This window comes from Pseudomonas sp. 15A4 (genome assembly GCF_016925575.1).
Lineage (GTDB): Bacteria > Pseudomonadota > Gammaproteobacteria > Pseudomonadales > Pseudomonadaceae > Aquipseudomonas.
Genome location: NZ_CP068986.1, coordinates 4,146,125 through 4,159,493, shown reverse-complemented (window position 1 = coordinate 4,159,493; position 13,369 = coordinate 4,146,125). Strand labels below are relative to the sequence as shown.

The window sequence follows — 13,369 nt, the reverse complement described above, 5'->3', positions numbered from 1 at the left end:
GCTCTGGCCGGGGGATGTCCGGGCATTGAGACCTGCTGCAGGATCGCCGGCCTCTTCCCTCTGTAGGACCGGCTTCAGCCGGGAAGCTTTGAGGCGCTGCGCTCGCTAGACCCGCGTGTCGACCGGTGCCCAGCGCGACAGCACCACCGCCAGCGTCAATGCTGCCACCGAAAGCAACGCCGCGAAGAAGAAAATCCAGCCATACCCCATGCCCAACGCCACCGCACCCATCAGCGGGCCGGCAATGGCCAGCGCCAGGTCGAAGAACACCGCATAGGCACTGAGGCCGGCACCGCGACTGCTGTTGGGCACTTGCTTGATGGCTTCGACGCCCAGCGCCGGATAGACCAGCGACAGACCAAACCCGGTCAGGCCTGCGCCGATCAAGGCGAAGGTGGTGTCAGGCGCCAGCCACAGCAGCAACAGACCCAGGGTTTCGACCGTGATGCAGACGATCGCCGAGCGAAAGCCGCCAAAACGGTTGATTGCGTTGATGAACAGCAGGCGCGCGACGATGAAGCAGATGCCGAATACCGTCAGGCACCAGGCCGCGCCTTCCCAGCCGCGGGCCACGTAAAACAACGTGATGAACGTAGTCAGCGTGCCGTAGCCGATGGAGGACAGGGTCAGGCTCAGGCCAAACGGCGCCACTCGACCAAACACCGAGAAGAACGGCATACGCTCGCCTCGCACGACCGGGATCGCCGGTTTCTTGCGGATCAACAGCAGCGCCCCGGCTGCCAGCAAAAACAGCACCACGCCCAGGCTGGCAAACCCCAGCGCGCCGACCATCACCACCCCCAGCGGTGCGCCAATCGCAATGGCGCCGTAGGAAGCGATGCCGTTCCATGAGATCGAACGGGCGGTGTGTTCCGAACCGACCTGGCCGATGCACCAACTGATGGTGCCCACGCCGATCAAGCCTTGGGACGCACCGAGGAACAGGCGAGCGATGATCAGAATCGTCAGGCTGACCCCGGCGAAGCGTTCCAGCAGGATCGCCGCCAGGGTGAGCACGCCGCTCAGCGCGATGCCGGACAGCCCGTACACGATGGCGCGCTTGGTGCCGATGGTGTCGCAGATGCGTCCGGCCACCGGACGGCTCAGCAGCGTCGCGAGGTACTGCGCGCCGATTACCAGCCCCGCGACCACCGCGCTGAAGCCCAACTGGTTGTGCACGTAGCCGGGCATCACTGCGATGGGCAAACCAATGCACAGGAAGGCGATGAAGGTATAGATGACGATGGAGACGATTTGCAGCGTGATCGCCATCGAACTGGCGTCGCTGACAGGCGAGTTGGCAGGCGTATCGGGCGGCAGGGCGGCAGACATGGGGACTCTTCGCTGGAGCGGTGGGAGTGCCGCATCATCACCCGTGGGGTCGGGAAATGAAAGCTGGCTAACGGTTTTTATCCGGGGTCGGACGGCGGCCGGACTTGCCCGTTCCCGGCTGAAGCCTGTCCTACGAGTGTTCGCATTTGCCTTCGTAGGACTGGCTTCAGCCGGGAAAGCGTCGGAGGTCACACCGCAGGATTGGCGGCGCCTGGCCTGGCGTCTTCCCGGCCAAAGCATGTCCCACTGTCACAAAAAAGCCCCGTCACGGTGGACGGGGCTCCCTGGTGTCAGCTTCACTCTGTCAGCGGATTGCCCTGATCAGAACGCGACGCCCTGGCTGCGCAGGTAATCGTCGTAGGTGCCGCTGAAGTCGGTCACGCCACTTGGGCTCAGCTCGATGATGCGGGTGGCCAGGGACGATACGAACTCGCGGTCGTGGCTGACGAAGATCAGCGTGCCCGGGTAGTTCTCCAGCGCCAGGTTCAGCGCCTCGATCGACTCCATGTCCAGGTGGTTGGTCGGTTCGTCCATGATCAGCACGTTCGGCTTCTGCAGGATCAGCTTGCCGAACAGCATGCGACCTTGCTCACCACCGGAAATGACTTTGACCGATTTCAGGATCTCGTCGTTGGAAAACAGCATGCGGCCCAGGGTGCCACGAATGACCTGCTCACCTTGAGTCCATTGCCCCATCCAGTCGAACAGGGTGACATCGTCTTCGAAGTCGTGGGCGTGGTCCTGGGCGTAGTAACCCAGTTCTGCCGCATCGGTCCACTTGATGGTGCCGGCGTCCGGGGTCAGTTCATTGACCAGGGTGCGCAGCAGGGTGGTTTTACCGATACCGTTCGGGCCGATGATCGCAACGCGCTCGCCCGCTTCAACCTGGAAGCTGAAGTTCTTGAACAGCGGCTTGCCGTCGAAGCCTTTGGCCATTTGGTCAATGATGACCGCCTGGCGGTGCAGCTTCTTGTTCTGATCAAAGCGGATGAACGGGCTCACGCGGCTCGAAGGCTTGACCTCGGCCAGCTGAATCTTGTCGATCGCCTTGGCGCGGGAAGTGGCCTGCTTGGCTTTGGAGGCGTTGGCCGAAAAGCGGCTGACGAACGACTGCAGCTCGGAAATCTGGGCTTTCTTCTTGGCGTTGTCCGACAGCAACTGCTCGCGGGACTGGGTTGCCACGGTCATGTACTCGTCGTAGTTGCCCGGGAACAGGCGCAGCTCGCCATAATCCAGGTCAGCCATGTGGGTGCACACGCTGTTGAGGAAGTGACGGTCGTGGGAAATGATGATCATCAGGCTGGAGCGCTGGGTCAGGATGTTTTCCAGCCAGCGAATGGTGTTGATGTCCAGGTGGTTGGTCGGTTCGTCGAGCAACAACACTTCAGGATCGGAGAACAGCGCCTGGGCCAGCAAGACGCGCAACTTCCAGCCAGGGAGACTTCGCTCATCGGGCCGAAGTGCTGCTCGATGCCGATGCCCAGACCGAGCAACAGCTCGCCGGCACGGGACTCGGCAGTGTAGCCGTCCATTTCAGCGAATTCGGTTTCCAGCTCAGCCACGGCCATGCCGTCTTCTTCGGTCATTTCCGGCAGCGAGTAAATGCGATCGCGCTCGGCCTTGACCTTCCACAGCTCTTCGTGACCCATGATCACGGTGTCGATGACGGTGAAGTCTTCGTAGGCGAACTGGTCCTGGCGCAATTTACCCAGACGCACGTTCGGCTCGAGCATCACCTGGCCGCCGGACGGCTCCAGATCGCCGCCCAGGATCTTCATGAAGGTGGACTTGCCACAGCCATTGGCGCCGATGAGGCCGTAGCGATTGCCACCGCCGAATTTGACCGAAACGTTCTCGAACAGCGGCTTGGCGCCAAACTGCATGGTGATGTTAGCTGTGGAAATCAATTGCTTATCCTGGATTGTTTACAAAGGGCTGACTGGCGATGGCCTTCGACGCCTGGTGGCGATTGCTCGTGATCCAACCAGCAGCCTGCACGTCACCGGTGACGGGGACATGACCTGATGAAGATGGGTGAACGGGAGCAGCGTCCGATAGGGTTCAGCGGGTGACCGACATGCATCGGCCACGCTTGCTGTGCGCCGGAAGACGGAAAGGTCTGGCCGCGCGCCGCGACCCCACGAAAGGCTCAAGCAGCGCAGGCTAATTCAAGGCGCGGCAGTGTAACACCGTCTTGGTTATCCACCTAACCGCCGCTCGCCCGGTGAGCATCACCTGATCAGGCGTGCTCGACCTGAGTCCTGACTTTGTTCACCGTTGAATGATGGGAGAACACGATGCAGCCGATGAGACGGGAGAACAGACCCAGTGTCTCGACGAGGTCCGGGTTGTCGAAAGAGCTGGCTTTGGAATCCAGCAGGCACAGCGCCCCGAACAGCTGGCCGTCCGGCAGGCTGATCGGCACGCCGATATAGCTTTCGATGGCGTATTTCTTGACCACCGGGCGACCTGCATAGCGCTCGCTTCTGCTGATGCTGGGGATGATCAGCGCCTGCGGGTTTTCGATCAGCTCGTTGCACAGGGTCGTTTCCAGCTCCAGGACTTCGCCCTCCTGGATACCGATGTGAATCTCGTCATAGACCGCGCAAGCGACCCATTCGGAGTCGGTGAACTTGGCGATGCCCGCAAAGCGCATGCCGGTCAGCCGCGTCACCAGCTTGAGGATGTTTGTGGTCGCTTCAACCTCGGCAATCGCCGAACGCTCTGCAATGGTCAGCAAATCCGGGCAGAGCAGGGAATCCAAAGCCATTGTCGGCTCCATGTCAACGTGGGGTGGCATACCGGATGGGGCCACATCTGTCGCGCAGATTAGCATTTTGTAGGGCAAGCGTATCTCCCGCTCAGCGCGCTGCGACCATTTGCCATGGGGCACCCGGGCACGAGGCGAGGGCGGCCGACGTCAGAGCTGGTGGCTAAATCGCTGTACCGCCCCTACGACCTGCCGCGCCCCTTCCTGAATTTCCACGATCACGCTACCGGCCTGGTTCGCCAGCGACAGGCCCTGTTCGGCCTGAGCCCGCGTGCTGCCCATGTCCTTGACCACCTCATCCACCAGTTTCTGGTTTTGCTGCACCACCGCGACGATCTCCTCGGTCGCCGTGCTGGTGCGCCCTGCCAGCTGACGCACTTCATCGGCCACGACGGCAAAGCCACGGCCTTGTTCACCGGCCCGGGCGGCTTCGATGGCGGCATTGAGGGCCAGGAGGTTGGTCTGTTGGGCGATGCCGCCGATGGTTTGCACGATGGTGCTGATCAGCAACGACTGTTTGCCCAGGGCTTCCATGCCGTGGGAGGCGGAGAGCATCTGGTCGGCGATGCCGTTCATGGTTTCGACAGTGTTGTTGATCACCGCTGCCCCGCGCTGTGCCGAGACGTCAGTGCGCTGGGAAATCTCGAAGGCAGTGCCAGCCGCCACGTTGATTTCCGCCTCGCGGTGGACTTGATCCGTGATCACGGTGGCAAATTTGACCACCTTATAAAGCTCGCCCTGGGTGTCGTGCACCGGGTTGTAGGTCGCTTCGAGCCAGACCTCTTCGCCGCGGCTGTTGATGCGCTTGAAGCGGTCGGCGACGAACTCGCCGTTGTTCAGGCGTTTCCAGAAGGTTTTGTACTCATCGGTGCCTGCAAACTTCGGGTCACAGAACAGGCTGTGGTGTTTGCCGAGGATCTGATCCTGGCTATAGCCCATTTCCTTGAGAAAGGATTGGTTGGCTTTAAGCACGTGACCGCCAAGGTCGAACTCAATGACTGCGGTCGAGCGCAGCAGGGCATTGATGAACGACTCGTTTTCCCGCGCCTTGTTGATTTCGGTGGTGACGTTGGTTGCCAGGCATTTGAGGGCGACGAGGCGACCTTGCTCATCTTTCAACGGCGACCACGTGGCGTGAATCCAGATCAGCGAACCGCTTTTGCTGACGAAGCGGTAGTCGTCGGTCACTGCCGTGCCGCTGGTCGCTGCCGCCCTGAAGTTGCGAAAGCATGGCATGGTCGCTACATAGGAAGGGACAAACGCGGCCATGGGGTGGCCGACCAGTTCATCCTGGGAGTAACCGATGGCTGCGCAGAACTTGCCGTTCGCATCCGTGATGCGCAGGTCGGAATCCACCGTCAGCGACAGCATTTCCTGCATGAGGGCGTCATGGAAATTTTTGAGCGTGACGAGCTCTGAACTCAGAGTGGTCACCTGCTTTTTGATTTTGGAATTAAACATCTGCCGCTCCGTGAATAGGCCCATGACTTGATGTCGGCGTTTGGATCCCGAAATTAAGTCCGACCGTCAGAATTCTTTATAGATCACGTCGCGCAGAAAGAGGGGCAGATCGAGGAATTCTGGACAAGAAAAAGCCCGCGATGGGGGTGCGGGCTTAAAGTCAGTCTTGGAGGAGCAAGTGAAGATTACCGCCCCCGATGTGAAAAACCTGTGAACGCCTCTCAACAACACTTAATAAATTGCGTTGGTCAAAAACGCCTTCACGATCGACTTCGCTGACGGCCTGACTTTTGGCCGCCCAACTCCTCAGTGGTAAACCATTTGCAGTCGGCGATTTCATTGTGCGGTGCGGGAGTGGCGATCATTGTCACTGAGACTTCGAAGACGTGATGCATCACCGCGCCGCCCTCAAACCGGCTGATGTACGCCAGGTCTTCCAGGATCAGCCCCGTTTCTTCACGTAGCTCGCGTGCCGCAGCTTGCGCAGGTGACTCGTCGGCCTCGACCTTGCCACCCGGCAGATTCCAGCGAGATTTGGGTTTGCGCACGTAGAGAATCTGGTTGTCTCTGCGGCAGATGACTGTGGCTCGTTCTTTCATTGGCGTTCCTCCACCCTACAACTCGTAAAAGCGCCTGCCGTCCGTGCATGTTCATACGGTTGTCATAAAACTTTCATAAAGACGTTTGAAGCAGTAACGGTGCCAATGTTCCCTTGACCCCAGATAAATCGGCCGGTCATAGGAAAACCATAGCGGGTATAGGTGGAGTTTCGGAGTAACCGGCCCAACGGCATGCCGCGTCACGCTGGGCGGTGTCCCGGATTGATCCAAAGTGCCACTACTGAGCTGATGCGGTGCTTAGGGTTGCTTTCAAGGGAATCGTGCCGTTGGCACGATGAACGGTCACGCGATGTAGACCGTAATGCGCGCTCTTGGCGCAGGGTGCCCGTCGATGGGGCCCAATTCTCAATCCGTGGGGTGATCCGTAGCGCTGAATCCTGTTGCCTCGCGTGCGGCTTCAACCCGTACACACCTGCCCCGAGCCCATGTGACTGAAAATACCGGGATTTTTTCCGCCTTCTTTTAATGCCTGACTCTGTGGCACACTTTCTGCTGTCTATTCCGGTGTGGCACACAGCGTTCCGCTATAGCGGAATAAACACAACCGGCGGAGTTTCTCTCATGCGGCGCGGATCCCTTTCTTTGAAAGCTTGTGCATTGGCCTTGATAACGGCAGCGACGTTTACAACGACGGCTTACGCCGCTGACAGCAAGCTCGACAGCGTTCTGCAACGTGGCCATTTGATCGTGGGCACAGGGAGCACCAATGCGCCCTGGCACTTCCAGGGTGCAGACGGCAAGTTGCAGGGTTTTGATATCGACATCGGGCGCATCGTCGCCAAGGGACTGTTCAACGACCCAAGCAAGGTCGAGTTCGTCGTGCAGTCTTCGGACGCGCGGATTCCGAACTTGCTCACCGACAAAGTCGACATGAGCTGCCAGTTCATCACCGTTACTGCCAGCCGCGCCCAGCAGGTGGCCTTCACCCTGCCTTACTACCGCGAAGGCGTGGCGCTGCTCCTGCCGACCAACAGCAAGTACAAGGAGATCGACGACCTGAAAGGCGCCGGCGACGGTGTCACTGTGGCGGTGCTGCAGAACGTCTACGCCGAAGAGCTGGTGCATCAGGCGCTGCCCAAGGCGAAAGTCGACCAGTACGACAGCGTCGATCTGATGTACCAGGCTATCAATTCCGGTCGTGCCGATGCGGCCGCCACCGATCAGTCATCAGTGAACTACCTGATGGTGCAGAACCCGGGTCGTTATCGTTCGCCCGCGTTCGCCTGGAGCCCGCAAACTTACGCGTGCGCCGTCAAGCGTGGCGATCAGGACTGGCTGAACTTCGTCAACACCGCGCTCCATGAAGCCATGACCGGGGTTGAATTCCCGATGTATGCCGAGTCGTTCAAGAAGTGGTTCGGCGTGGACCTGCCGACACCTGCGATCGGTTTCCCGATGGAATACAAATAATCCGCGCCGCGTGCGACGCTCACTGAAGGGGGCGAGGGCGGCCGTGGCGCCGTCCCGCCCCAGGTACTGCTGACCATGAATTATCAGCTGAATTTTGCAGCAGTCTGGCGGGATTTCCCCAGTCTGCTGGCAGGGCTGGGGCTCGGCCTGGAACTGGCTCTGATCTCCATCGCCATCGGTTGCGTCATCGGCATGCTGGCCGCATTCGCGATGCTGTCCCGCTACCGCGCCCTGCGTATCGTGGCGTCGATTTACGTCACCGTGGTGCGCAACACGCCGATTCTGGTGCTGATCCTGCTCATCTACTTCGCCTTGCCAGGGCTGGGTATTCGTCTGGACAAGATCCCGTCGTTCATCATCACCCTGTCGCTGTATGCAGGGGCGTACCTGACCGAGGTGTTCCGCGCAGGTCTCTTGAGCATTCACAAGGGCCAGCGCGAAGCAGGGCTGGCGATCGGCCTCGGCGAATGGCAGGTGCGTGCGTACATCGTCGTTCCGGTCATGTTGCGCAACGTGCTGCCGGCGCTGTCGAACAACTTCATTTCGCTGTTCAAGGACACGTCCCTGGCCGCCGCCATCGCGGTGCCGGAACTGACCTATTATGCGCGCAAGATCAACGTCGAGAGCTACCGGGTGATTGAAACCTGGCTGGTCACCACGGCGCTGTACGTCGCGGCCTGTTACCTCATTGCCATGCTGCTGCGTTACCTCGAGCAGCGTCTGGCGATTCGCCGCTAGGAGGCCCGGACCATGTACGAACAACCCAGTTGGTTGCATGAATTGTGGATTGCCCGGGAAGCGCTGTGGGCGGGGTTTCTCACCAGCGTGCAGTGCGCCGGCCTTGCGATCGTGTTCGGCACGGTGATAGGCGTGTTTGCCGGGCTGATCCTGACCTACGGCAAATGGTGGGCACGCCTGCCGTTTCGCGCCTACGTCGACCTGATTCGCGGCACCCCCGTGTTTGTCCTGGTGCTGGCCTGCTTCTATATGGCGCCAGCGCTGGGCTGGCAGATCGGCGCGTTCCAGGCCGGTGCGCTGGGGCTGACACTGTTTTGCGGTTCCCACGTCGCCGAGATCGTGCGCGGTGCCCTGCAGGCCATCCCGCGCGGGCAGCTTGAAGCCGGTAAGGCCATCGGCCTGACGTTCCGTCAATCCCTCAGTTATGTACTGTTGCCTCAAGCGCTGCGGCAGATATTGCCGACCTGGGTCAATTCGTCGACGGAGATCGTCAAGGCCTCGACCCTGCTCTCGGTGATCGGCGTGGCCGAGTTGCTGCTCAGCACCCAGCAGGTCATCGCGCGCAACTTCATGACCCTCGAGTTTTACCTGTTCGCCGGCTTTCTTTTCTTCGTCATCAACTACGCCATCGAGCTTCTTGGGCGGCAAATCGAAAAACGGGTGGCCTTGCCATGACACAGACTCAAACCGCACCTGCCGCCCCGGCTCTGTTGAGCATCGAAGGGCTGCACAAATCCTATGGCCCGGTTGAAGTCCTCAAGGGCGTCGACCTGAAGATGAACAAAGGCAACGTGGTCACGTTGATCGGCTCCAGTGGCTCGGGCAAGACCACGCTGCTTCGTTGCGTCAACCTGCTGGAAGAGTTTCAGGGCGGTCACATTCGTCTCGAAGGTCAGGACATCGGCTACAGCGACGTCAGTGGCAAGCGCGTGCGTCATCCGGAAAAGCTCATCGCCCAGCATCGGGCGATGACCGGGATGGCGTTTCAGCAGTTCAACCTGTTCCCGCACCTGACCGCGCTGCAGAACGTTACCCTCGGTTTGCTCAAGGTGAAGAAGCTGCCCAAGGATCAAGCCATCGCGCTGGCCGAAAAGTGGCTGGAGCGCGTCGGCCTGCTGGAGCGGCGCAATCACTTTCCCGGTCAGTTGTCCGGCGGCCAGCAGCAGCGCGTGGCGATTGCCCGGGCCATTGCCATGAACCCGAGCCTGATGCTGTTCGACGAGGTCACGTCGGCGCTGGACCCCGAGCTGGTCGGTGAGGTGCTCAGCGTGATCAAGGGCCTGGCCGAAGAGGGCATGACCATGTTGCTGGTGACCCACGAGATGCGCTTCGCCTACGAGGTATCCGATCAAATCGTCTTCATGAACCAGGGCCGCATCGAAGAGCAGGGCCCGCCCAAGGCATTATTCGAACAACCCAAGTCAGCGCGTCTGGCTGAATTCCTCAAGAACATTCGTTTTTAAGACGCTCAATCAAAGGAGATTTTCATGAGCATTACTCGTTACGGTGCCGGCAGTACCGCAGGTGGCGGTCAGCCACGTCCTTTCGCCCGCGCCGTTGAAGCCGATGGCTGGCTGCATGTGTCGGGTCAGGTGCCGGCCGAAAACGGTGAGATCATCAACGGCGGGATCATCGAGCAGACCCACAAGGCCATGCAGAACCTGGTGGCCATCCTGACCGAAGCCGGCTACGGCCTGGAAGACGTCGTGCGCGTGGGCGTGTGGCTGGAAGACCCGCGTGATTTCTGGAGCTTCAACAAAGTTTTCGGCGAGTACTTCTCCCCGGAACACGCACCGGCCCGTGCCTGCGTGCAGGCCAACATGATGGTCGACTGCAAGGTCGAAATCGATTGCATTGCCTATAAGCGCAAGTGAGGCGAGCGGTAAGCTTTAAGCTGCAAGCTGCAAGTCGATACAGCGGTGATCGAACGCTTGCCGCTTGAAGCTTGCCGCTTGAAACTTCCTTATAGCCTGGAGCCGCTCTTATGACCGAAGACATCAAACGCCGGGCCCGTGGTTTAGACCGAGCGTTCGATATTCTCGATTTTCTCAAGGAAACCGGCACGCCGATGCGGCCCAACGAGATCGCCAGCGGCATCGGCAGCCCGAAATCGACGGTGTATGAGCTGGTCAGTTCGCTGCTGGAGCGGCGCATCCTCGAAACCGTCGGCAAGGACGGCCACGTGTACCTGGGCCGGCAGCTGTACTTCCTCGGGCAGGCGCATCTGCGTCATTTCGATTTCACCCGCGAGGCCGAAGTCAGCCTGGGGAGATCGTCGAGCAGACCCGGGAAACCGCGCAGATGTGCCTGCTCAACGGCCGCAAATACACCGTCGCGCTGATGAAGGAGGGCGCACGGCATTTTCGCATTTCGTCCGACATCGGCGAGGACGCGCCGATTCCGTGGACGGCCTCGGGGCGTCTGCTGCTCGGGCACCTCACCGATCAGGCGATCATCGACCTGATCGACGACGAGGATTTCATCCTTCCAGATGGCAAGCGCCTGCCGATCGAGACCTTTCTCGCCGAGATCCGCAAGGCCCACGACGAAGGCTTCTTTTCCTTCGACAGCATTGCCGACACCTTCACCCATTGCTTCGCTGCGCCGGTGCGGGACAGACAGGGCATCTGCATCGCAACCCTGTGCATCGTCGCCCCACGCGCCGACGCCACTGCCCATTACGATCATTACCGGCGCGTATTGACCGACAGCGCCAACGGCCTGGCCCGGCGCGTCATTGAATAGCATCGCCGAACCTGCACACGTGTCATGCACACGAACAAGAAATTAAGGAGAAAACCATGAGCATTGCCGCGATTGAAAAAGGCGCCACCCAACCGGGCCACCACCTGGTGCGCGACGTCAGCCTGCCCGCGCTGGTGATCCACGACACGGCGCTGGAGCACAACCTGCGCTGGATGCAGAAGTTCGTCAGCGACAGCGGCGCCGAACTGGCGCCCCATGGCAAGACCAGCATGGTCCCGGCGTTGTTTCTGCGGCAGTTGCAGCACGGCGCGTGGGGCATGACCCTGGCGACTGCGGTGCAGACCCGTGCGGCCTACGCCCATGGCGTGCGTCGGGTGCTGATGGCCAATCAACTGGTCGGCGCGCCGAACATGGCGATCATCGCCGAGATGCTCACTGACTCCATGTTCGACTTTCACTGCATGGTCGATCACCCGGACAACGTCAAGGCGCTGGGCGAGTTCTTCGCCGCCAAGGGCCTGAGCCTGAATGTGATGATCGAGTACGGCGTGGTCGGTGGACGTTGCGGTTGCCGCAGCGAAGCCGAGGTCATGGCCCTGGCCGACTCGATTGCTGCACAACCGGCGCTGAAGCTGACCGGCATCGAGGGCTACGAGGGCGTGATTCATGGCGACCAGGCGGTGAGCGGCATTCGTGCGTTCGCCACGTCGCTGGTGCGGCTGGCCGTGACGCTGCAGGACAAGGGCGCGTTTGCCCTGGATCGCCCGATCGTCACCGCCTCGGGTTCGGCCTGGTACGACCTGATCGCCGAAGAGTTCGACAAGCAACAGGTGCGCGAACGGTTTCTGAGCGTGTTGCGCCCCGGCAGTTACGTGGTCCACGACCACGGCATCTACAAAGACGCGCAGTGCTGCGTGCTCGACCGACGCCACGACCTGAGCGAAGGTTTGCGTCCGGCGATGGAGGTCTGGGCCCACGTGCAATCGATGCCGGAGCCGGGTTTTGCGGTGATCGCCATGGGCAAGCGCGACGTGGCGTTCGACGCCGGCATGCCGAAACCGATCAAACGCTACGCGCCCGGCGTGGTGCCGGCCAGTGGCGAGGACGTCAGCGCTTGCACCGTCACGGCGGTGATGGACCAGCACGCGTTCATGACCGTTGCGCCGGGCTGCGAGTTGAAGGTCGGCGATATCATCTCGTTCGGCACCTCGCACCCGTGCCTGACCTTCGACAAATGGCGCACGGGGTGCCTGGTAGGCGATGATCTGTGCGTCATCGAATCCTTTGATACCTGCTTCTGACAGGAGTCTGCGATGAGTGAAATGGTCAGTCACAGCTACCCGCGCGTCGCCTTGATCGGCGAATGCATGATCGAGTTGCAACAGCACGCCAATGGCACGCTTAAGCAGAGCTTCGGCGGCGACACGCTGAACACGGCGGTGTACCTGTCGCGGCTATTGGGTTCGGCTGCGCAGGTGGATTACGTCACGGCGCTGGGCGACGACAGTTTCAGCGACGCCATGTGCCAGGTCTGGACCGATGAGGGCATTGGTCTGAGTCGGGTACAGCGTCTGCCGGGGCGGCTGCCGGGGCTGTATTGCATTCAGACCGATGCCAGCGGCGAGCGGCGATTCCTGTATTGGCGCAACGAGGCGGCGGTGCGCGAATGCTTCACCACGCCGGCGGCCGAGCCGGTGCTGGCCGCGTTGCCGGATTACGACGTGCTGTATTTCAGCGGCATTACCCTGGCGGTTCTGGGTGAGGTGGGCAGGGGGCGGTTGTTGTCGACCCTCGGCGATGCCCGCGACCGTGGCGCCCGGGTGGTATTCGACAACAACTACCGCCCGCGCTTGTGGCGCAGCATCGAGCAGGCGCGCCAGGCGTATCGCGCGGTGATGCACGAAGTGGACCTGGCGCTGTTGACCGAGGAGGACGAGCAGGCGCTGTTCGACTACAGCGACGGCGATCAGATTCTGCAGACCTATCGGGCCATGGGCGTCAGCGAGGTGGTGGTCAAGCGCGGGGCGCAGAGCTGTCTCGTGAGTGTCGACGACCGGCGTTATGAGGTGCCTGCGCATACCGTGCAGAAAGTCATCGACACCACGGCGGCGGGGGATTCGTTCAGCGCGGCGTATCTGGCTCGGCGTTTGCGCGGCGGCAGTCCAAAAGATGCGGCCGACGCCGGACACCAGTTGGCGAGCCTGGTGATTCAGCACCCGGGGGCATTGATCCCGAGGAGTGTGATGCCGGTTTGAGCGGGACATTGATGGCGAGCCCACCGGCCTCTTCCCGGCTAAAGCCGGTCCCACTAAAGAATCGCGCGCGTTCAGTG

At 60.9% G+C, this 13,369-nt stretch carries 10 protein-coding genes and 3 pseudogenes; 8 read left to right on the top strand and 5 right to left on the bottom strand.

The window, feature by feature from the left end; genetic code table 11:
* Positions 1-105 precede the first annotated feature (105 nt).
* From JN403_RS18350 to JN403_RS18330, 5 genes and pseudogenes are all read right to left on the bottom strand, one after another.
* On the bottom strand, positions 106-1,332 hold the full coding sequence (locus tag JN403_RS18350; protein ID WP_205483628.1) for an MFS transporter: 1,227 nt from the start codon (positions 1,330-1,332) through the stop codon (positions 106-108).
* Positions 1,333-1,653: 321 nt separating this feature from the next.
* Positions 1,654-3,239, bottom strand: a pseudogene (locus JN403_RS18345) (ABC-F family ATPase).
* 332 nt (positions 3,240-3,571) lie between these two features.
* Positions 3,572-4,102 carry a GAF domain-containing protein gene (locus tag JN403_RS18340; protein WP_122537219.1) on the bottom strand — a complete coding sequence of 177 codons (531 nt, stop codon included), beginning with the start codon at positions 4,100-4,102 and terminating at the stop codon, positions 3,572-3,574.
* A 150-nt stretch (positions 4,103-4,252) separates the two neighbouring features.
* A complete protein-coding gene (locus tag JN403_RS18335) occupies positions 4,253-5,563 on the bottom strand; it encodes a PAS domain-containing methyl-accepting chemotaxis protein (protein WP_122537218.1) in 1,311 nt (436 codons plus the stop codon).
* Positions 5,564-5,794: 231 nt separating this feature from the next.
* Positions 5,795-6,162, bottom strand: a pseudogene (locus JN403_RS18330) (NUDIX hydrolase).
* Positions 6,163-6,744: 582 nt separating this feature from the next.
* Here JN403_RS18330 and JN403_RS18325 point away from each other — a divergent pair.
* The 8 genes and pseudogenes from JN403_RS18325 to JN403_RS18290 all read left to right on the top strand — a co-directional run bounded on the left by JN403_RS18325 (position 6,745) and on the right by JN403_RS18290 (position 13,292).
* A complete protein-coding gene (locus JN403_RS18325; protein WP_205483624.1) occupies positions 6,745-7,593 on the top strand; it encodes a transporter substrate-binding domain-containing protein in 849 nt (282 codons plus the stop codon).
* Positions 7,594-7,668: 75 nt separating this feature from the next.
* A complete protein-coding gene (locus tag JN403_RS18320; protein ID WP_122537215.1) occupies positions 7,669-8,331 on the top strand; it encodes an amino acid ABC transporter permease in 663 nt (220 codons plus the stop codon).
* A gap of 12 nt (positions 8,332-8,343) precedes the next feature.
* Entirely contained in the window at positions 8,344-9,006 is a 663-nt protein-coding gene (locus tag JN403_RS18315; RefSeq protein WP_122624566.1) for an amino acid ABC transporter permease, read from the top strand.
* Entirely contained in the window at positions 9,003-9,794 is a 792-nt protein-coding gene (locus JN403_RS18310; protein ID WP_108119374.1) for an amino acid ABC transporter ATP-binding protein, read from the top strand. Before JN403_RS18315 ends, JN403_RS18310 begins: the two co-directional genes overlap by 4 nt.
* A gap of 24 nt (positions 9,795-9,818) precedes the next feature.
* The gene (locus JN403_RS18305) at positions 9,819-10,205 is read left to right on the top strand and encodes a RidA family protein (protein WP_205483622.1); all 387 of its coding nucleotides are present in this window, start codon (positions 9,819-9,821) and stop codon (positions 10,203-10,205) included.
* Positions 10,206-10,315: 110 nt separating this feature from the next.
* Positions 10,316-11,076, top strand: a pseudogene (locus JN403_RS18300) (IclR family transcriptional regulator).
* A gap of 56 nt (positions 11,077-11,132) precedes the next feature.
* Complete coding sequence (locus tag JN403_RS18295) at positions 11,133-12,338, top strand: amino acid deaminase (protein WP_205483620.1); 1,206 nt, start codon at positions 11,133-11,135, stop codon at positions 12,336-12,338.
* A 12-nt stretch (positions 12,339-12,350) separates the two neighbouring features.
* Positions 12,351-13,292 (top strand): sugar kinase, encoded by a 942-nt coding sequence (locus JN403_RS18290; RefSeq protein ID WP_205483618.1) that lies wholly within the window; start codon positions 12,351-12,353, stop codon positions 13,290-13,292.
* Positions 13,293-13,369: the final 77 nt, after the last annotated feature.

What these genes read in the sequence shown, in the direction of transcription:
- JN403_RS18350 (WP_205483628.1), bottom strand. Translation starts at nt 1,332, where the DNA reads ATGTCTGCCGCCCTGCCGCCCGATACGCCTGCCAACTCGCCTGTCAGC.
- JN403_RS18340 (WP_122537219.1), bottom strand. Translation starts at nt 4,102, where the DNA reads ATGGCTTTGGATTCCCTGCTCTGCCCGGATTTGCTGACCATTGCAGAG.
- JN403_RS18335 (WP_122537218.1), bottom strand. Translation starts at nt 5,563, where the DNA reads ATGTTTAATTCCAAAATCAAAAAGCAGGTGACCACTCTGAGTTCAGAG.
- JN403_RS18325 (WP_205483624.1), top strand. Translation starts at nt 6,745, where the DNA reads ATGCGGCGCGGATCCCTTTCTTTGAAAGCTTGTGCATTGGCCTTGATA.
- JN403_RS18320 (WP_122537215.1), top strand. Translation starts at nt 7,669, where the DNA reads ATGAATTATCAGCTGAATTTTGCAGCAGTCTGGCGGGATTTCCCCAGT.
- JN403_RS18315 (WP_122624566.1), top strand. Translation starts at nt 8,344, where the DNA reads ATGTACGAACAACCCAGTTGGTTGCATGAATTGTGGATTGCCCGGGAA.
- JN403_RS18310 (WP_108119374.1), top strand. Translation starts at nt 9,003, where the DNA reads ATGACACAGACTCAAACCGCACCTGCCGCCCCGGCTCTGTTGAGCATC.
- JN403_RS18305 (WP_205483622.1), top strand. Translation starts at nt 9,819, where the DNA reads ATGAGCATTACTCGTTACGGTGCCGGCAGTACCGCAGGTGGCGGTCAG.
- JN403_RS18295 (WP_205483620.1), top strand. Translation starts at nt 11,133, where the DNA reads ATGAGCATTGCCGCGATTGAAAAAGGCGCCACCCAACCGGGCCACCAC.
- JN403_RS18290 (WP_205483618.1), top strand. Translation starts at nt 12,351, where the DNA reads ATGAGTGAAATGGTCAGTCACAGCTACCCGCGCGTCGCCTTGATCGGC.